The organism is Pseudomonas fluorescens, assembly GCF_902497855.1.
Taxonomy (GTDB): Bacteria; Pseudomonadota; Gammaproteobacteria; order Pseudomonadales; family Pseudomonadaceae; genus Aquipseudomonas; species Aquipseudomonas fluorescens_BI.
In genome coordinates, this window is sequence record NZ_CABVHU010000022.1 from 89941 (window position 1) to 109954 (window position 20014).

General features: G+C 59.5%; 14 protein-coding genes and 1 pseudogene. 7 read left to right on the top strand and 8 right to left on the bottom strand.

Features of this window, described 5'->3' with window-relative positions:
* Nucleotides 1-2: 2 nt before the first annotated feature.
* The 7 genes and pseudogenes from F8N96_RS30745 to F8N96_RS30775 form a co-directional block, all read right to left on the bottom strand.
* Nucleotides 3-584 (bottom strand): Imm5 family immunity protein, encoded by a 582-nt coding sequence (locus F8N96_RS30745; protein ID WP_150800999.1) that lies wholly within the window; start codon nt 582-584, stop codon nt 3-5.
* The gene (locus tag F8N96_RS30750; protein ID WP_150801000.1) at nt 581-1813 is read right to left on the bottom strand and encodes a PAAR domain-containing protein; all 1233 of its coding nucleotides are present in this window, start codon (nt 1811-1813) and stop codon (nt 581-583) included. The genes F8N96_RS30745 and F8N96_RS30750 overlap by 4 nt, the downstream gene beginning before the upstream one ends.
* Nucleotides 1810-2388, bottom strand: coding sequence for a DcrB-related protein (locus F8N96_RS30755; protein ID WP_150801001.1), 579 nt, complete (start codon nt 2386-2388; stop codon nt 1810-1812). The genes F8N96_RS30750 and F8N96_RS30755 overlap by 4 nt, the downstream gene beginning before the upstream one ends.
* An 18-nt stretch (nt 2389-2406) precedes the next feature.
* A complete protein-coding gene (gene tssI / locus F8N96_RS30760; protein WP_150801002.1) occupies nt 2407-4248 on the bottom strand; it encodes a type VI secretion system tip protein TssI/VgrG in 1842 nt (613 codons plus the stop codon).
* A 280-nt stretch (nt 4249-4528) separates the two neighbouring features.
* Nucleotides 4529-4713: pseudogene (locus F8N96_RS35590) on the bottom strand (hypothetical protein); the annotation flags it as partial.
* A gap of 481 nt (nt 4714-5194) precedes the next feature.
* Nucleotides 5195-6532, bottom strand: a complete 1338-nt coding sequence (locus F8N96_RS30770; RefSeq protein ID WP_150801003.1) for a lysine N(6)-hydroxylase/L-ornithine N(5)-oxygenase family protein — start codon at nt 6530-6532, stop codon at nt 5195-5197.
* Nucleotides 6533-6680: 148 nt separating this feature from the next.
* Nucleotides 6681-7163, bottom strand: coding sequence for a sigma-70 family RNA polymerase sigma factor (locus tag F8N96_RS30775; protein WP_150801004.1), 483 nt, complete (start codon nt 7161-7163; stop codon nt 6681-6683).
* A gap of 320 nt (nt 7164-7483) precedes the next feature.
* On the opposite strand from F8N96_RS30775, the gene F8N96_RS30780 reads away from it, so the two are divergent.
* The 3 genes from F8N96_RS30780 to F8N96_RS30790 are packed head-to-tail and all read left to right on the top strand — an operon-like array spanning nt 7484 to nt 12032.
* Entirely contained in the window at nt 7484-8656 is a 1173-nt protein-coding gene (locus F8N96_RS30780) for an efflux RND transporter periplasmic adaptor subunit (protein WP_150801005.1), read from the top strand.
* Entirely contained in the window at nt 8657-10630 is a 1974-nt protein-coding gene (locus F8N96_RS30785; RefSeq protein ID WP_150801006.1) for a MacB family efflux pump subunit, read from the top strand.
* Nucleotides 10631-10637: 7 nt separating this feature from the next.
* On the top strand, nt 10638-12032 hold the full coding sequence (locus F8N96_RS30790) for an efflux transporter outer membrane subunit (protein WP_150801007.1): 1395 nt from the start codon (nt 10638-10640) through the stop codon (nt 12030-12032).
* A 276-nt stretch (nt 12033-12308) separates the two neighbouring features.
* Here the strand turns inward: F8N96_RS30790 and F8N96_RS30795 are convergent, their stop codons facing one another.
* Nucleotides 12309-13937 (bottom strand): PvdJ/PvdD/PvdP-like protein, encoded by a 1629-nt coding sequence (locus tag F8N96_RS30795; protein ID WP_150801008.1) that lies wholly within the window; start codon nt 13935-13937, stop codon nt 12309-12311.
* Between the two features lie 252 nt (nt 13938-14189).
* Here F8N96_RS30795 and pvdM point away from each other — a divergent pair, with 252 nt between their 5' ends.
* The 4 genes from pvdM (at nt 14190) to F8N96_RS30825 (ending at nt 19713) form a co-directional block, all read left to right on the top strand.
* Nucleotides 14190-15539 (top strand): pyoverdine-tailoring dipeptidase-like protein PvdM, encoded by a 1350-nt coding sequence (gene pvdM / locus F8N96_RS30800; protein ID WP_150801009.1) that lies wholly within the window; start codon nt 14190-14192, stop codon nt 15537-15539.
* Between the two features lie 29 nt (nt 15540-15568).
* A complete protein-coding gene (locus tag F8N96_RS30805) occupies nt 15569-16849 on the top strand; it encodes an aminotransferase class V-fold PLP-dependent enzyme (protein WP_150801010.1) in 1281 nt (426 codons plus the stop codon).
* A 142-nt stretch (nt 16850-16991) separates the two neighbouring features.
* The gene (locus F8N96_RS30815; protein WP_150801011.1) at nt 16992-17855 is read left to right on the top strand and encodes a formylglycine-generating enzyme family protein; all 864 of its coding nucleotides are present in this window, start codon (nt 16992-16994) and stop codon (nt 17853-17855) included.
* Nucleotides 17856-18063: 208 nt separating this feature from the next.
* On the top strand, nt 18064-19713 hold the full coding sequence (locus tag F8N96_RS30825; RefSeq protein ID WP_150801013.1) for a cyclic peptide export ABC transporter: 1650 nt from the start codon (nt 18064-18066) through the stop codon (nt 19711-19713).
* The last annotated feature ends 301 nt before the right edge of the window (nt 19714-20014 follow it).

Below are 20014 nucleotides of genomic sequence, written 5' to 3' on the forward strand. Positions count from 1 at the left end.
CATCAAACGATCTGACTAATGGCGCAAGACAAATACCACTCCCAAAACCCGCGCCGTAATTCAGAGTTCCCGTTCTCTTCCAAACCACCCGCAAACGCTGATGCTATTAAATAACTTGGTTCAAAAGCATTGGGATCTAGGTCGCGATCATTACGAAGATCAGATGGATCGTATATAAAATCGGCGGTTGCAGTGACAATCGTATTAGCAGCAGCATGCCCGACAAACATTACCGGATACTCGTCAACTTGATAATCCTGATTTTCGACAGTTTCGACATAAAATTCATCACGCTTGTTTAGCGCCGTGACTTCTGGGATCTTACCATTCGCAGCATCAAGCGCTATCGATAACATCGTCGCGATATCCTGAGATTCCTTAAACTTTTGCGACCACATAAATGAGGCATGATTTACACAAGCGACATCCAAGCTTGTGAGAATTAGCTTCTGCATCAAGCCGGACTCTTCTTCAGTAATTGTCTTCCACAAAAGCTTCCTTAGAGGGAGAACTAAATCACCGGAGGGTGACCGCCTGACTTCATTTAGAAGCTTACTAATAAGCACTTTAGTTTTCTTGTTCATTCAGACCTCAAAATTGTCTCAACGGTACCATCTGACTTAAAAATCCGAACAGCCTTAGGATCGGCGACTATCTGATCCGCATTATTGTATTGTGCTAATTTTGAAAAATAGCCTTTACAGTCATTACACATAGGCTTGGAAACACCAATCGGATGATTCGGACTAATTATAGACATTTGTTTTTCCGCATGCGACGAAAAATATTGCCCATCATAATCTCTATCATAAGGATGTGCTTTAACTTCATGCCCGATTGCTTCGGATTTCGCCTTTACTTGCTCCGCAGGGACCTTTTCATACCCTTCAGGCTTTTTATTGCCCCATCCACTTAACGTTTTTTTGTCATTCGACGATACGGTTTTTACGTTGTATTCCTTATTTGGAGGGAGCTCAAGTTTTGCTAGATGGGCCCTACCTAAAGCTGCCTCCGATTCCGCAATACTAGCGACCGTGCCAGCATTTCTTGGGACGATAGTAACATTCCCAAAAAAAGACCCAATTCCCTGAAGTTTTATCTCATACCGCGCGTCAAACCACTTGCCCCCTTTGGCCCCTAAACCACCACCCAGCAACGCCCCACCGAAGGCCATCAATTTCTGCTCGTCGGAGCCCTCACCAAATAACTCCCCTCCAGCCCAGTTTCCCGCCAACCCGCCAGCAACACCTCCGGCAAACCCTGCAATGACGATCACCGGGCTTGCCAGCACGAACGCACTCGCCAAACCGACGACAAGTATTGCTCGCTCAAGCCATACAGGAACTTCAGGATTTATCGGGTCGGTAGTATCGGTGCCTCCACCGATGAAAACGTTGCCAGACCCCGAACTGATTTTTGCATCGCATACGGTGCGATCGCCTACACGGGCGGCAGGCTGACCGTTGATATGAACAGTACCGCTCCCTTGTGCAACGATTTGCGGCGCAGAACCATGCTCATTGCAACCTGCCTTGTCCAAGTGAGCTCTGGCGGCGGATTTTCCATTAATGTATACATTGCCGGAACCACTGACTATCTGGCCGGTACCGTGGTTGAAATAGGAAAAACTTCCGATCAGTTGCCCGATACCGGCGCCCGCAGCGGCAGTGGCGCCAACTATCGCGACGGCTGCCAATCCTCCCGTTCCTACGATCAATGCAGCAGCAATTGCTCCAACGGCAAGCCCTGCGAGCAGCCCCGTAAGCGACCCGGTGTGTTCGATAGGATCAGCCAAACGCGCAGCCGCACTCATGCCGGCTCTATCGGCAGGTCAGTCCCTCGGATTTGCCGTAGTTCAAGGGTATTTAGAAATGCGTAAAATACGCTTCTTTGGTCAGGCGTCATGCCTTTCGGGTTGTTGCTGGTTCCTGTGATCTGTATCAAAAGCGGCTGCAGATGTTCATTCTGATGTAGAAAGATCAACTGGAGTTGGTGAACCGGTTGACCTCGTTGTCTCCATTTGAACTCGATACGTCGTGCTTCTACACCTGCGACTTCGGCAGGGCCCAGATGCTCCACCCACTCCAGATGGGATAGTGCTTTCTTTAGATCGGCCAATAACTGTTGCGCCATGGTTTCAAGGTCACTGTCTTCCTCGATTGGTGTTCGACCTATCACCACGGACAAGGGACTTGGCCCTATATCTGTTAGCGTGAATACATGAAACGTCTTGTCCTTGAAATTGGCCGGCCGAACAAAACTCAGCTCGTTGGTTTGAAAGCGCTTGGGCGGCGGAGGTAGCGCCTCTTGTCTCAAACGCTCTTCTTCGAGGCGTTTTTCCTCACGAATTCGTTTCTCTGAAATACGATCGTAAATACTGGTTCGCATGCGGCAGTCCTTTATCCGTCAGTTTGTTTTGTTCAGGTTGATGATGGTTGTTCCTTCCACATCAACCGCTATGCCAGCCAAAGTAATAGTCCCGTCATGGTTCATGACCAGCTTGCTGGCGCCCACTTCCAGAGTGATGGAAGTTGCGGCCTTGATCTTCACTTCGCCTTTATCGACAGTGACGTAGTACGACCCATCCTCAACGGCAATGCTGGTCTCGAGCTTGATCGTTTCCGAGTGCTTGCCTTCCACTTTGATCTGACGATTTCCACCGACTTTGTGGCTTTCATCAGCCTCGATTTCGGTGTCCATGTTGCGCTCGGCGTGGACAATCACTTGCTCGGCACCGGCCTTGTCTTCGAAGCGGAAAAAGTTGGCGTTGCTACCCTTCCCCTTCATCGACCGCGTCAAAAACCCGCTCTGGGTCTTGCTCGCCGGCAACGACCACGGCGGCATGTTCTGGCTGTTGTAGAGGCTGCCCATGATCAGCGGGCGGTCGGGGTTGCCGTCGAGGAACACCACCACCACTTCATCGCCGACCCGCGGAATGAGGATGCTGCCGAAACCACCGCTGGCACCGGATTGGGCGACGCGGATCCAGCAGGAGCTTTTATCGTTGAAATCGCCGTAACGATCCCAGTGGAACTGCACTTTTACCCGGCCGAGTTCGTCGGTGTAGATCTCTTCGCCTGGAGGCCCTACGATGCTGGCGGTTTGAGGACCACTAATTAAGGGCGTCCGCGTGTTGAGTTGAGGGCGAAATTTTATTTTTTTACGCACGCAGTTAATCTTGTTGGCATAACCAGCCTGTTTACCAGATAGGTAATTGTTACTGCCTCCATGCTCAATACTCATCAAAAGAAACTTTCGGTTCTCAGAAGAACCATTATCGTGTTCATAGTGCTGCGTGAGCTCGAACGAATAACCAGGACGCATCGCTCGGCAGTTGCTCTCCCCCAGAAATTCCTTGCCTCTAAGTTCTAGAGCTTCAACTCTGTTTCTCACCAACACTTCGCCATCATCGTAAGAGCCATGGGTATATTGGCCCATGAAGTCGTAGATCTCGTACGCAGCAACATCGCCCTGCTGATTGATACTTTTCATACTCACTGGAAGTCGGTTTCGAGGCTGGCGATAATCAAAGGTCTGGATAGAAATTATGCTGGACTGCAGTTCCCGCTCAGCGCTCCAATGGGTGATTGAATCAGCTGTTTCAGTAACTGAAGCTGTGTGAAAGCGCACTTGAGGCTGTTCTGGCAGAGGGGGCAATAGCGTTGAGTCATCCATGATGATCATCGTGTGACTATCAGCGGTGTGCTCGAAATAAAAGAAAAGCCCTTCGCCTTCCAGCAATCGCATCACGAAATGTCGATCGCTTTCTCGATACTGTGTGATATAGCTATATTTGTTAAGTGAACGATCAATGCGAAATTGAAATTTGGCAATTCCTTCATAACGGCCAAACACCTCTGAAACGACTTGTTCTACCGTTTGCTCCTGATAAATCCGAGAGTCAAACCGCTGCTCAAGCAAGCTAAGCCAGGAACCGATTAGCGCCGAATAGCGACACATACCGCCGTCGCTACCATTACTGCCGAAACGCAATACATGGCCGTTGATGTATCGACTCGAGCCTGTAACCAATTCGATCTCGATCGTCGCTGACTGCCCCATCGCTGTTTTCAATTTTACGCCAGCATCGTCGGATAGCAGATCCAACTGAAAACCAAAGTCTGTCGACAGTCCTTCATGCCCTGTAAAGGACTCCAGCAATAGCGCTTCCCCGCCTTTCAGTCCCATCGTCAATTTGAATAAACGGCGGTTCTGCGCCGTAAGCAGAGATAAAAACTCCATTGTCATGCGCAACTCCTTGTTTTTATTCAGACATGTAGCCATCTTTCGCGGTATGCAAACGCTGAAGTCATATACGCAAAAATTGCGCCCGCTCCTGCTCTTCAGTTGGCGTTATAACCGCTTCAGCCGAAGCCGTTTCATGGATCACCGTAACGAAACGACACAAAAGTTGATGTAGGAAACGTCCTTGAATCCTGTCCGACGTCTCCGCATTTCAAAATTACGCTAATAAGCGAAGCGGCCCCAATATCGCAGTCCGCGCCGCTCCCTGCATTTGGCAACATCACTACCGGCGAAAATAAAACCCCCTCACCGCTTGGGTCAGCGCCAGGCACGCAGCAGCAGAACCACTGGCAACAAAACGAACTACAGCAACAGCAATCCTTGCAATTTGCAGTAATGCGCCAACAGCCCTATTGGCAGGAAGATGTCCATGGCCATGATGATTCCGGTCATCACCAGCTGAGGTATGGGCTCGACTTCGTTGAGGCCGTACTGCGCGGGAGCACAGGTAACCGCCGAAGAACTCCTTGAGTAGAGTCAGGTTCATGACAGTTTCCCCCGGGTCGGCCGGGAAACCGCCGAGCAGGCCTGTCTTTGCGCCGCGATGACGACAAGGGGGTCGAATATCACGCACGATTCAGTGTGAATGAGAGGATGTCGGAATGCAGACCAGGACTGGCCGCGTTCGGGAGTTGCTCGCTTTGCAGCGAGACAACGGCACAAAAAGTTGTGCGTTATCTTGCGGGGTAAAAGGGGAGGCTTGCGGGGGGTCTTCAGGAAGAGGGCAGGATTGTGGATATGTGGTGTTTTTCAGGGCCTCTTCGCCGGCAAACCGGCCTCGCTCCCACAGGGGGATCTTCTGTGGACACAGAATGTGTGTACGACAGCGATCAACTGTGGGAGCGAGGCCGGATTGCCGGCGAAAGCGGCTTACCAGGCGCTACATATTTTAGCTGGCAGTCGCGAGCAGCAAATCCATCACCGACCGCCCCTGCCCCCGCGCCTTGCCATGCTCGTACAACGAGCCGGCAATCTCATCGGCACGAATCGGCAGGATCGACAACAAGGTGTCGCTCAAGCCATGACTGGCCTGGCAGAAGCCCTGCATGTAGATACCGGCCTTGCAGCGCTCGTCGGTGATGAGCTTGTAGTTGCGATCCACTTCGAAATCGCCCAGGTACTGTTCCAGTGGCGCCAGCAGCTTGCGGTGCATCTGCCGCTCGTAACCGGTGGCCAGCACCACGGCATCGTAATGCCTTACCGTGACTTCACCGGTGGCGTTGTTGCGCACGGCCAGTTCGATGCCGCGCTCGGTGGCGGTGGCTTTTTCGAGGGTGGTCAGGGTGCGGAACGCATGACGGGCGATGCCCGAGACTTTCTGCCGGTAGAAGATGCCGTAGATGCGTTCGATCAGGTCGATGTCGACCACCGAATAGTTGGTGTTGTGGTACTCGTTGACCAGACGCTCGCGCTCGTTGCTCGCCTGCTGGAACACCAGGTCGGTGAATTCCGGCGAGAACACTTCGTTGACGAACGGGCTGTCATCGGCCGGTTTCAGTGCCGAGCCGCGCAGGATCATGTCCACCTGCACCGAGGGGTAGCTGTCGTTCAGGTCGATGAAGGCTTCCGCCGCGCTCTGCCCGCCGCCGATGATCGCAATGCTCATCGGTTGGTTGTTCACACAGGGCTGTTTGGCCATCTGTGCCAGGTACTGGGAGTGATGGAATACGCGGCTGTCGTTCTTCAGTGCCTTGAACGCTTCGGGAATGCGCGGGGTACCGCCGGCGCTGACCACCACTGAACGGGTGGTGCGTACGTGCTGCTGCCCCTGGGTATCGCGCGAGATCACCCGCAGCGCTTCGACCTTCTGGTTGTGCAACACCGGCTCGATCGTCAGCACTTCTTCACCGTAGCGGCTCTGCGCTTCGAACTGCGCGGCGACCCAGCGCAGGTAATCGTTGTACTCCATGCGGCACGGATAAAAGGTGCCGAGGTTGATGAAGTCCACCAGACGACCGTGGTGCTTGAGATAATTGACGAACGAGTAAGGGCTGGTCGGGTTGCGCAGGGTCACCAGGTCCTTGAGGAAGGAAATCTGCAACTCGCTCTGGGTCACCAGGGTGTTGCCGTGCCAGCGATAATCGGCCTGCTTGTCGAGAAACACGACATCCAGCTCGCCCTGGCTCGGCCCACGCTCTTGCAAAGCGATGGCCAGCGCCAGGTTCGAAGGGCCGAAACCGACGCCGATCAGGTCGTGAACGATGGGCGATGCAATTGCCTGTGTCATTTCCAGTGTCCTCTGGATAAACCCCCCAGCAGCGGGGCGTAAGCCTAATGACCTGACCGGCCTGGAGCAGGACAGCAGATCGTCTGTTGATAGGGAACGAGGACAATGAAACAAAATTTAATATAGTTTTTTCATGAACCGGAAGCGGTCAATGGGCATCCCACTGCCGCATCCGTAAGCGGCAATGCTTCATGGCGTTGACGATGTGCTTCTCCACCAGCGCCCGGGAAATCCCCAGCTGTTGGGCGATCTCGGGGTGGGACAAACCCTCGATCTTGCGCAGCAGGAAACTCTCGCGGCACAGCCGCGGCAGTTCCGCCAGGGCGCGCTGGAGCATGTCCAGGCGCTGGCCGTGATCGAGACTGTTATGCGGCGAGGGGGTGAAGTAGCGCTCTTCATTGTCGAGCACGTCCAGCGACTCGACCTGACGCAGGGCATTGCGCCGATGGTCATCGATCACCAGATTCAGCGCGGTGCGATACAGGAAGGCCCTGGGCTGCTCGATCGGCGTGTCGCTTGCGCGCTCCAGTATCCGTAGATAAGCGTCATGCACCACATCTTCGGCCACCTGACGGTTGCCCAGCTTGGCGTTCAGGAAACACACCAGCTCGCGATAGTAGTTTTCCAACATGACTCCCGGCCGCACCCGTGCGGTTTCTATCCTTGAGCCACCGCGACAACCGCCGAACAGGCAGTGGCACGATAGTGGCAACTTGAGTCGCGTAATTTATAGTAATTCTCATATAGATTTAAAGTGTTGCTTTGTCTTGCCCGATAAATAGTCATCGTCTATACGTGTTGCGCGATGTGTCGGAAGCTAAATTCCCCGGTACTTTCCTCGTTTACCACACAGCTCCCCGTCTCTGCCGATCCTTCGGCAGCGTTCTGCCGCTGCCTGATAAATCCGTGCAGGTAGAACGAGGGGCCGATATTCATTGGCCGGAACCCTGCATGAAACGTCCCCGACAGACCCGCCGCGCCCTGCTTGCAGCACTGTGTCTGATCCCTGTTATCGCCATCGCCGCCTGGCAGATCATCCCGCCCGGTCGCGACCAGTTCGCCACCATCCCCGTGACCCGGGGCGACATCGAAAGCAGCGTCACGGCCCTGGGCACTTTGCAACCGCGGCGTTATGTCGACGTGGGCGCCCAGGCGTCGGGGCAGATCCAGAAAATCCACGTGGAAGTCGGCGACGTAGTCAAGGAAGGCCAACTGCTGGTGGAAATCGATCCCTCCACGCAACAAGCCAAACTCGACGCCGGACGCTATTCCATCGAAAACCTCAAGGCACAGCTGCAGGAGCAACGGGCACAGCACGACCTCGCCCGACAGAAATACCAGCGTCAGCAGCACCTCAAGGCCGGCGGCGCCACCCGCGAGGAAGATGTGCAGACCGCCGAGGCCGAATTGCGCGCCACCCAGGCCCGCATCGACATGTTCCAGGCGCAGATCCGCCAGGCCCAGGCCAGCCTGCGCAGTGATCAGGCCGAGCTCGGTTACACCCGGATCTATGCGCCCATGGGCGGCACCGTGGTCGCACTCGACGCCCGGCAAGGCCAGACCCTCAACGCCCAGCAACAAACACCGCTGATACTGCGTATCGCCAAGCTGTCGCCGATGACCGTCTGGGCCGAGGTGTCGGAAGCCGATATCGGTCACGTCAAACCCGGCATGACGGCCTGGTTCACCACCCTCAGCGGCGGCCAGCGGCGCTGGAACAGCACCGTGCGGCAAATCCTGCCGGTGCCGCCCAAGCCACTGGACCAGACCAGCCAGGGTGGCGGCAGCCCGGCCAGCTCGAGCAAAAGCGGCAGCGCGCGCGTGGTGTTGTACACCGTATTGCTCGACGTCGATAACGCCGACAATGCGCTGATGGCGGAAATGACCACTCAAGTGTTCTTTGTCGCCGACCAGGCGAAAAATGTCCTCACCGCGCCGATTGCAGCCCTGCAAACCGGCACGCAGGCGCACAGCCAGACCGCCCGGGTGGTCGCGAAAAACGGCAGCATCGAGCAACGCGACGTGCGCACCGGTATCAGCGATCGCCTGCGGGTACAGATTATCGAGGGCTTGCAGGAAGGCGATCATCTGTTGATCGGTCCGGCCGATGGGAGTGGCGGCTGAATGCTGACGCCCCTGATCGACCTGCAGGACATCCGCAAAGCCTACGGCGGTGGCGACTCACCTGAAGTTCACGTCTTGCGTGGCATCGACCTGTCGATCCATGCCGGGGAATTTGTGGCGATTGTCGGCGCGTCCGGCTCCGGCAAGTCGACGCTGATGAACATCCTCGGCTGCCTCGACCGCCCCACGTCGGGCGAATACCGTTTCGCCGGGGAAAACGTCGCCGCCCTCGACAGCGACGAACTGGCCTGGCTGCGCCGCGAAGCCTTCGGCTTTGTGTTCCAGGGTTATCACCTGATTCCCTCCGGTTCGGCCCAGGAAAACGTCGAGATGCCGGCGATCTATGCCGGTACTCCAGCGGCGGAACGCCACGCCCGCGCCGCCGCCCTGCTCGACCGCCTCGGACTGGCCTCGCGCACCGGCAACCGCCCGCATCAACTCTCCGGCGGCCAGCAACAACGGGTGTCCATCGCCCGCGCCTTGATGAATGGCGGCCATATCATCCTCGCCGACGAACCCACCGGCGCCCTCGACAGCCATAGCGGCGCCGAGGTCATGACCCTGCTCGACGAACTGGCGAGCCAGGGCCACGTGGTGATTCTCATCACCCACGACCGCGAAGTGGCGGCCCGGGCCAAACGCATCATCGAAATTCGCGACGGGCTGATCATCAGCGACAGCGCCCGCGATAACCCATCCGCCCAGACCTCGGCCAATCCCGGTGCGCTGCAGGCGGTGGATTTGCGCAAGCGCCTCAGCGAAGGCGCCGAAGCCACCGGGGCCTGGAAAGGCGAACTGGTGGACGCGGTGCAAGCGGCCTGGCGGGTGATGTGGATCAACCGCTTTCGCACGGCGCTGACGCTGCTCGGGATCATCATCGGCGTCGCGTCGGTGGTGGTGATGCTGGCTGTCGGTGAAGGCAGCAAGCGCCAGGTCATGGCGCAGATGGGCGCGTTCGGCTCCAACATCATCTATCTGAGCGGCTCGTCGCCGAACCCGCGAACGCCATTGGGCATCGTCACCCTGGACGACGTGGCCGCGGTGGGCAGCCTGCCGCAGGTGACACGGATCATGCCGGTCAACGGCCAGGAAGCCGGGGTACGCTTCGGCAACCTCGACCACTTGAGTTACGTCGGCGGCAACGACACCAACTTCCCGGCGATCTTCAACTGGCCGGTGGTGGAAGGCGCCTATTTCACCCAGGAAGACGAACGCAACGCGGCAGCGGTCGCGGTCATCGGGCACAAGGTCCGGACCAAGCTGCTCAAGGATGTGGCCAACCCGATCGGCCAGTACATCCTGATCGAAAACGTGCCGTTCCAGGTGGTCGGCGTGCTCGCCGAAAAAGGCGCCAGCTCCGGCGACTCCGACAGCGACGACCGCATCGCCATCCCCTACTCCGCCGCCAGTGTGCGGCTGTTCGGCACCTACAACCCTGAATACGTAGCCGTCGCCGCCGCCGACGCGCGCAAGGTCAAGGAGACGGAACACGCCATCGAGCAATTGATGCTGCGCCTGCACAACGGCAAGAAGGATTTCGAGCTGACCAACAATGCGGCGATGATCCAGGCCGAAGCGCGCACGCAAAATACCCTGTCGCTGATGCTCGGCTCGATTGCCGCGATATCCCTGCTGGTGGGTGGCATCGGCGTGATGAACATCATGCTGATGACCGTGCGCGAACGCACCCGCGAGATCGGCATTCGCATGGCCACCGGCGCCCGTCAGCGGGACATCCTGCGCCAGTTCCTCACCGAAGCGGTGATGCTCTCGGTGGTCGGCGGCCTCGCCGGGATCGCCCTGGCGCTGATCGTCGGCGGCGTGCTGATCTTGAGCGAAGTCGCGGTCGCGTTCTCCTTGATAGCGGTGCTCGGCGCCTTCGGCTGCGCCCTGGTCACCGGTGTTGTCTTCGGCTTCATGCCGGCCCGCAAAGCTGCCCGGCTCGACCCGGTCACGGCCCTTACCAGTGAATGATCTCTTGATGAAGCCGCGCTTAAGTTTGCTGACCCTTTGCCTGTTGCTCGGCGCCTGTGGCAGCACTGCCCAGCGTCCGGACAGCGGCATCCAGCCGCCGTCGTCCTGGCAATCGCCGCACACGCAAAATGCCACCCGCAGCAACCTGCAATGGTGGACGCAGTTCGGCAGCCCCGAACTCGATCGCCTGATCGAACAAGCCCGGGTCGGTAGCTACGACCTGGCTGCCGCCATCGCCCGGGTACGCCAGGCCCAGGCCGACACGGTGATTGCTGGCGGCTCGCTGTTGCCGGAGGTCACCGCCGCGCTGAATGCCAATCGGCAAAAACTGCTGCGCGGCAATGGCTACAGCCAACTCGATGCCGACAGCAGCAACAAGGCGGTGGACTACTTCGACGCCAACCTCAGCGCCACCTACGAGATCGATTTCTGGGGCGGCCAACGCGCCTCCCGCGACAGTGCGCAGTTTGGTTTGCAAGCCAGCGAATTCGACCAGGCGACGGTGGAGTTGACGTTGCTCAGCGGCGTCGCCAACAGTTACGCGCAAGCCTTGTCATTGCGCGAGCAAAGCCGCATTGCCGGGTTGAATCTGGCCAATGCGCAAAACGTCCTGAACCTGGTGCAGACCCGGTTCGATTCCGGCTCGGCAACGGCCCTGGAACTGGCCCAGCAGAAGAGTCTGGTGGCGGCGCAACAACGGCAATTGCCGCTGGTGCAGCAACAGGCCCAGGACGCCTTGATCAGCCTCGCCGCCCTGCTCGGCCGGCCGGTTCAGCAACTGCGCCTGGGGGCAGAACGCTTTGAGCAGCTGTCATGGCCGACCATCGCGGCCGGGGTGCCCAGCGAGCTGCTCACCCGCCGACCGGACATCGCCCGGGCCGAAGCGCAACTGGCCGCCGCCCAAGCCGATGTCACGGTTGCTCGCGCCGCCATGCTGCCGGCCGTCACCCTGAGCGCCGAACTGGGCTCCGGTGCCGACCGCGCCGCCGACATCCTGCGCAATCCGTTCTATAACCTCACGGCCGGATTGCTTTCCCCTGTGTTCAACAACGGCCGCCTGAGCGCCGAGCGCGACAAGGCCACGGCGCGCCAGGAAGAACTGCTGGAGAACTACCGCGGGGCGATCATCAATGGGTTCGCCGACGTGGAAAAGGCCCTGAACAGCATTCGCGGGCTGGATGAACAGCGGCAATGGCAAGGGGAAGAGCTGAACCAGGCGCAGACGGCGTTCAACATTGCCCAGAGCCGCTACGAGGCCGGGGCCGAGGACTTGCTGACGGTGCTGGAGACACAGCGCACCTTGTATGCGGCGCAGGATTTGAATGTGCAGCTGCGGTTGTCGCGGTTGCAGGCGAGTATTGCCTTGTACAAGGCGCTTGGGGGGGGGTGGCAAGGTTTGTAATGTGCGGTGGATGTTCCGGTCTCTTCGCGAGCAGGCTCGCTCCCACATTTGATCAGCGCCGATTACAGATTCTGTATTCGCTGGAGATCAGTGTGGGAGCGAGCCTGCTCGCGAAGAGGCCGGAACATCCAGCATCAATGTCACCTGCAAGACCGCCTTCGCCGGCAAGCCGGTCTCGCTCCCACAAGGGTATGTGTCATGCCCCAATCATCCGGCACACCCAAGACCTGTGGGAGCGAGCTTGCTCGCGATTGAACGATAACGCGGTGATCCTGCTTAACTGATAATCGGCTTGGCCTTCAAATGCCGCGCATACCAAGGCCGCTGCGGCACTTTGCGGAACAGGTCCGCCAGCTTCTTTTCATCCTCGCCAAAGGTAATGCGCAACGCCAGCTTCATGGTTTCCGGGTCCATTTCCACCGACTTGCCCGCCTGCAGCCCCGGCGTGGTGTTGCAGCCGTGGGTGCCCGGGCCCAGCCACGGGTCGTCGATCTCGACCCAGCGACCCGGCGCAAACCACGCTACGCCATTGACCTCCAGCCGACTGACCTCCCCCGGATGAAAACGCTCATGGGCGCGGAACCAGTCTTCCAGGCGATCGTCGATCCAGCCGTGGAAATGCCAGAACACCGGGCTCACGTGGGACGAAAACGGATCCCCGAGGAAGTCGTTTTCCGGCGCAAACCAGCGCGCGGAAAAGTCCGACGGATCCCGGGCGAATGGCACCGGCTGGCCGTTGGACGGATCACGCGGCACCGAGGCCCAGCGCATGTGCAGCCAGTCGTGCAGCCCCAGTTCCACCTCTGAACCGAACTGACCCAGGGTCAGCTTCGACAGATAGCGCGGATCGCGGTAGCGCGACTCCCAGACCTGGAAATTGCTGTGGTAGGTCTCGGCAGTCTTGATGTCGGCGACCCATTGCGAATACTCGGCATCGTCGTCCGCCCGCCAGGTGGGCGGCAGCGCTGTGCCGTCGTGGTTGTCGCAATAATTGGCGAAGCCAATGCGATCGCGCGCCAGCTCCGGTTGTGGCAACGGGAAATGCGGCCAGGACGGCAGGTCCTGCAGGGAGCGCGCCTTGCCCAGCATCTGCCGGTGCATGAAGAAAAAATCCACACCCGAGCCGTTGCGGTCCTTGCGCGCACCCCGGGCGTCACGCTCTTTGTCACGAGGGCCGGGCTGCCAGCCGATGCCGCGCAAGGCATCGCGCTTGTCTTCGGGCAAGGTGTGCCACTTGTCCCGTGAGGCATGCCAGAGCTGGTGAAACAGACGATGCTCCGCGGACACCAGCCAGGCCAGCAGCGCCGGGTTGAGGCCGGTGCGCTCGCGGGCTTCGGGGAACACACGCTTGACCGCGATGAAACGGTTGTCCTGGGCGGTCATCATCAACGGCCGATCCAGGTTCAACACCCGACCACTGAGGGTGCCGCTGCCCGCGTTGCCGAAACTGGCCCAGACTTCGTCCAGCGCCATGCTGAATTCGTAATCCGGCGTGCCGCTGGCAGCGTTGGCGCTGACCAGCCGCCAGCTCAATTCTGCGGGCTTGGCCTCGGCCATGTCGCCGAGTACCCGGTAACGGGGTTCTTCGCTCGCGCGCAGGCGCTCGGCGGTGTCGAGGAAGCCGATCAAGCCGCGTCCTTTATGACCGACGTCGAGGAACACTTCCAGCCCGTCCCGGGGCAGGCCTTCGATGCCGGCGTCCCGCCCCTCGAAACGAATCTGCCAGACCCCGCGCAAGGTGTTTGCCAGGTGCTGGCCGGCGACATCCGCGACATCGAAGGACGCTTCGCCGGGGGTGATCGTCGGATCCGGTTTCGTCCATTCACGATGCCCATAAAAAGCCGCAGGCACGGCGGCGCCGGTGAGCGCCAGACCTGCCATGAACCATCGTCGAGAAATCCTCATTGCCCTACCTGTGTCAGCCATGAAGCAGGCTTTATCCAAGCTAGAACGGTTGCTCCTGCCGAAAATTTAAGAGCTTCGCTGGCAAGCCAGCTCCTACAGGGGATTGTGTGAACACCGAAAATCCCCTGTAGGAGCTGGCTTGCCAGCGAAGGGGCCAGTACGAACACCTAAATTTCTGGAAGGATCACTCGTTCCTCCCAGATAGCAAAGGCCCCCACTCACGCCGGGCCAACGAACCTGACTGAGACGGCAATGACAAAACCACGTTCGAAAAAGGCGCTCTACATCGGCCTGCCGCTGGCCCTGGCGATCTGCGCCGGTGCAGGCTATGCGGCCTGGGATTACTGGTTCAAGGACAACCCCGGCTACCCGGTCAAGGTGATGAAACAGGCCGATGAACTGCAAGAGCGCATGCTCTCGTTCGACAGCCACATCACCGTGCCCATGGATTTCGGCACCGCCGGCAACGAAGCCGACAAGGACGGCAGCGGCCAGTTCGACCTGGTCAAGAGCGGGCGCGGACGGTTGTCCGGTGCGGCCCTGACCATCTTTGGCTGGCCGGAAATCTGGAACGGCGACAACGCCCCCCACCGCCCCACCGAAGGATTCGTCGACGAAGCACGTTTCGAACAGGAAACCCGCTACAAGATCATCAGCACGATGGTGCGCGACTTCCCCAACCAGGTCGCCATCGCCTACACCCCCGACGATTTCCGCCGTCTGCACGGCGAAGGCAAATTCGCGATCTTCCTGAGCATGCTCAATGCCTATCCTCTGGGTAACGATCTCAACGCCCTGGACAAGTGGGCGGCTCGCGGCATGCGCATGTTCGGCTTCAGTTACGTGGGCAACAACGCCTGGGCTGATTCATCCCGACCACTGCCGTTCTTCAACGATTCCCGGGACGCCCTCGGCGGCCTGTCGGACATCGGCAAACAAGCCGTGCACCGCCTCAACGACCTCGGCGTGATCATCGATGTGTCGCAGATGTCGACCAAGGCCCTGGAGCAAGTCGCCCAATTGAGCCGCACCCCCATGGTCGCCTCGCACTCGGCGCCACGGGCGCTGGTGGACATCCCGCGCAACCTCAGCGACCAGGAAATGCAGCTGATCAAGAACAGCGGTGGCGTGGTGCAGATTGTCGGCTTCCCGACCTACATCCGCCCATTGAGCCAGGCCACCCAGGACAAGCTCAACGCCCTGCGCGCCCGCTTCGACCTGCAACCGCTGCAAGGGCTGGAGATGGCGCTGATGCCGGGCGATCCGGTGATCACCGTCTGGTCCGCGCAACGCTTCGGCGAGTACGCCAGCGAGCTCTACGCGATTGTCGACGAAGAACCCAAGGCCACGCTGAAGGACTACGGCGACGCCATTGATTATGCGGTGAAGAAGATCGGCATCGACCACGTCGGCATCAGTTCCGACTTCAACGACGGCGGCGGCCTCGATGGCTGGAAGGACGTCAGCGAGGGGCGCAACGTGACGGCCGAGCTGCTCAGTCGCGGTTATAGCGAAGCCGATATCGCCAAGCTCTGGGGCGGCAATTTCCTGCGGGTCTGGGACCAGGTGCAGCAGTCCTCCAGGCCCGTGGCCAAACACTGACTCCTCTTTTGCACAAGCGAACCGAGCTCATGACCAACCGTCGTTCATTCCTCAAACAGGCCGGCATTCTCGCAGCGAGCCTGCCCATGGGCGCCGCCGTGAACCTGCCGGCGCTGGCCGCCAGCCCGGCACCGCTGGCCACGGACAAATGGGCGCAGTTGCGCCAGCTGTTCAATCAGGACCCGAACTACCTGCACTTCGCCAACTTCCTGGTGACCTCACACCCAAGACCCGTGCGCGAGGCGATCGAGATGCACCGCGCCAACCTCGACCGCAACCCCGGCCTGGCCATGGACTGGGACCTGGGCGAAACCGAAAAACGCGAGCACCAGGTGCGGGTCTGGGCCGGGCGTTATCTCAAGGCCGCACCGGACCAGATCGCCCTCACCGGCAGCACCACCGAAGGCCTGTCGCTGATCTACGGCGGCATTCATGTGCGCCCCGATCAGGAAATCCTCACCAGCGAACACGAACACTATGCGACCCACTATGCCCTGGCTTACCGCCAGCAAAAGGATGGGGTCAAGGTGCGCAAGCTCAAGTTGTTCGAGCACAGCCACAGTGTTTCGGTGGATGAAGTTGTCGGCACAATTGCCAAAGGGATTCGCCCCGAAACCCGCGTACTGGGCATGACCTGGGTGCAATCGGGCAGCGGCGTGAAACTGCCGATCGGCGAGATCGGCAAACTGGTGGCAGAGCAGAACCGCAATCGCGCCGAGAAGGACCGCATCCTGTATGTGGTCGACGGTGTGCACGGCTTTGGCGTCGAGAACCTCGACTTCCCCGACATGCACTGCGACTTCTTCATTGCCGGCACCCACAAATGGATGTTCGGCCCGCGCGGCACCGGGATCATCTGCGCCCGTTCGGCCGAGCTCAAGGACGTGACACCGACCATCCCGACCTTCTCTGAGGCCACCACCTTTTCGACCATCATGACCCCCGGCGGCTACCACAGCTTTGAACATCGCTGGGCGCTGGACGAGGCCTTCAAGCTGCACCTGGAATTGGGCAAGGCCGAGGTCGAGGCACGCATCCACGCGCTCAATACCTATGCAAAAAACCGTCTGCTGGAGCAGCCGCAGATCGAATTGGTCACCCCGAAAAGTCCGGCAATGTCAGCCGGTTTCACCTTCTTCCGGATCAAGGATCGGGACTGCGAAAAAGTCGCGCTGCAGCTGATGCAGAACCGCGTGGTCTGCGACTCGGTGGACCGCGACGTCGGCCCGGTGATCCGCATCGCCCCCGGCCTGCTCAACACTGAAAACGACATCGACCGGTTCATGGCCTTACTGAACAAGACCACATGACGCCTCCCCCCTGTAGGAGCTGGCTTGCCAGCGAATGCGTCAGGTCAGCCAACATCAATGTTGAATGTGCTGACCTCTTCGCTGGCAAGCCAGCTCCTACAGGTTCGTTATCGCGCCGTTATTCTTTGAATCGAGATGCCTCATGAACCGAAATCTGCTGACCATGACCCTGACTGCAATCCTCGCAGGTTTGCTGCCAACCGCCGCCCAGGCCACCACCCCGCCGTCACCGGGCAAGGTGTTCAAGGACTGCCGCGATTGCCCGGAAATGGTGGTACTGCCCGCCGGCACTTTCACCATGGGCACGCCGGCCGATGAAGTCGGGCGCGAACCCGATGAAGGTCCGATGCACGAAGTGACCTTCGCCAAGCCGTTCGCCATGAGCCGTTTCCAGGTCACCGCCGGCGAATGGGACAGCTACGTGCGCGAAAGTGGGGTAACCATCGCCAATGGCGACCCCCGCCCCGGTCGCGAATGCGTCGCCAGCAAGCCACGTTATCCGCAGAGCCCGCGCCAGCCGGCGGTGTGCATGAATTTCGACGACGTGAAAAACTACGTCGCCTGGCTGTCGAAAAAGACCGGACAGAAGTACCGCATGGTCAGCGAAGCGCAACGCGAATATGCGGCACGCGGCGGCACCAAGGGCCCGTTCCCCTTCCCGTTCGATGAAGGCAAGGAATACAGCATCGCCAAGCACGCCAACACTTATGGTCCGGCGGACGGCTTCAGCTACAGCTCGCCGGTGGGCAGCTACCCGCCCAACGCGTTCGGCATGTACGACATGCACGGCAATGTGTACGAGTGGGTCGAAGACTGCGAACACCCGGACTACGTCGGCGCCCCCACCGATGGCAGCGCCTGGGTCGAGGCCAGTTGCGAAGCCGTGCGCATACGCGGCAACGACTGGGGTGAGGCCCCGGTGTTCTCGCGCTCCGGCAACCGCAACAGCCAGTACCCGCAAGAGCGCGGCGACTGGATGGGCTTTCGCATAGTGCGCGACCTCTAACCCATACGCGCCCCCTGTAGGAGCCAGGCTTGCCGGCGAAGGCGATCTCTAGGACGCCTTCGCCGGCAAGTCGGATCGCCGCACCGCTGGCTCCTACAGGTCCGCGTAGTGTCAGTTACCTCACCACCAGTCGGCGCCCTTGTAAATTAAGCATCCCACCAGACGTTCTACTGGGTATCTGCCTTTACGACCCAAGGAACCGTCTTCCATGACCCAGCCAACCCGTGGCGCCATCGGCGAATTGTTCGCCCTGTTGAAACCCTTTCGGCTCATCGTCGCCGCCTCCATTTTCCTGGGCATGGTCGGCGGTCTGAGCGTCACGGTATTGCTGGCGACCATCAACAACGCCCTGCATTCGGAAACCGGCCTGACCCAAGGCGTCGTCGCGCTGTTCGCCGGCCTGTGCCTGCTGGCGCTGGCCAGCTCGATCTGCTCGGACATCGGCACCAACTATGTCGGCCAGCACATCATCGCCAAACTGCGTAAACAGCTCGGCGAAAAGGTCCTGTCGGCGCCGATCGAACAGATCGAGCGCTATCGCAGCCACCGCCTGATCCCGGTGCTGACCCACGACGTCGACACCATCAGCGACTTCGCCTTCGCCTTCGCACCGCTGGCGATTTCCGTCACGGTCACCTTGGGTTGCATGGGCTACCTGGCGATCCTGTCGTGGCCGATGTTCCTGATCATGGTCGCCGCGATCCTGATCGGCACGGCGATCCAGGCCTATGCCCAGAGCAAGGGTGTGCAGGGTTTCATGGCCGCCCGCGACGCCGAAGACGAATTGCAAAAGCACTACAACGCGATTGCCGAAGGCGCCAAGGAACTGCGCATTCACCGCCCTCGCCGCCAGCGCATGTTCGTCTCGGGCATCAAGGCCACCGCCGAGTTTATCTGCAACACCCAGGTGCGCTCGATCAACACCTTCGTCATCGCCAAGACCTTTGGCTCGATGCTGTTCTTCGTGGTGATCGGCCTGGCCCTGGCGCTGCAAACCTACTGGCCGAGCGCCGACAAGACCGTGATGAGCGGCTTCGTGCTGGTGCTGCTGTACATGAAAGGCCCGCTGGAGCACCTGATCAGCACCTTGCCGATCGTCAGCCGTGCGCAGATCGCCTTCCGCCGGATCGCCGAGTTGTCCGAGCAATTTTCCACCCCTGAACCGCACCTGCTGCTCAGCGATCAGGGCAACGTCCAGCCAGTGGTGCACGAACTGAAACTGGCCGATGTGCGTTTCGCGTTCCCGGCTGCCGAAGGTGCCGCGCCGTTCCAGTTGGGGCCGGTCAACCTGACCATCAAGCAAGGCGACATCACCTTCATCGTCGGCGAGAACGGTTGCGGCAAGACCACGCTGATCAAGTTGCTGCTGGGGCTGTACACGCCGCAGCAGGGTGAAATCCGCGTCAACGGCGTGGGCATCGACGCGCAGAATCGCGACGACTATCGCCAGTTGTTCACCACCATCTTCGCCGACTACTACCTGTTCGATGACGTGGTCCAGGGCGATACGCACATCCCCGAAGACGCCAACAAATACCTGCAACGCCTGGAGATCGCGCACAAGGTCAGCGTCAAGGACGGCAATTTCACCACCACCGACCTCTCCACCGGCCAGCGCAAGCGCCTGGCCCTGGTCAATGCCTGGCTCGAGGAACGCCCGGTGCTGGTGTTCGATGAATGGGCGGCCGACCAGGACCCGACCTTCCGCCGGATCTTCTACACCGAGCTGCTGCCGGACCTCAAGCGCCTGGGCAAGACCATCATCGTGATCTCCCACGATGACCGTTATTTCGATGTGGCGGATCAGTTGGTGCGCATGGAAAGCGGCAAGGTCATCACCGAAATGGCCCCTGTCTGATACCCCGCCCGCCCCGGTAGGAGTCAGGCTTGCCGGCGAAAGCAATCTTGCAAACGCCCTCCCCCGTGGGAGCCAGGCTTGCCGGCGAAAGCGCTCTTGAAAACGCCCTCCACCGTAGGAGCCAGGCTTGCCGGCGAAAGCGCTCTTGAGGACGCCCTCCCCCGTAGGAGCCAGGCTGAACTGGTCAAGTAATTCCGGACACCGGTTACGGTGTTTATGCCGCCTTTTGCTCCATAGCTATCGGTGATAGGTAACCGTTGTAGCTGTGGAGCCTTGTGCGGTTGTAATACATGAAGAAGCG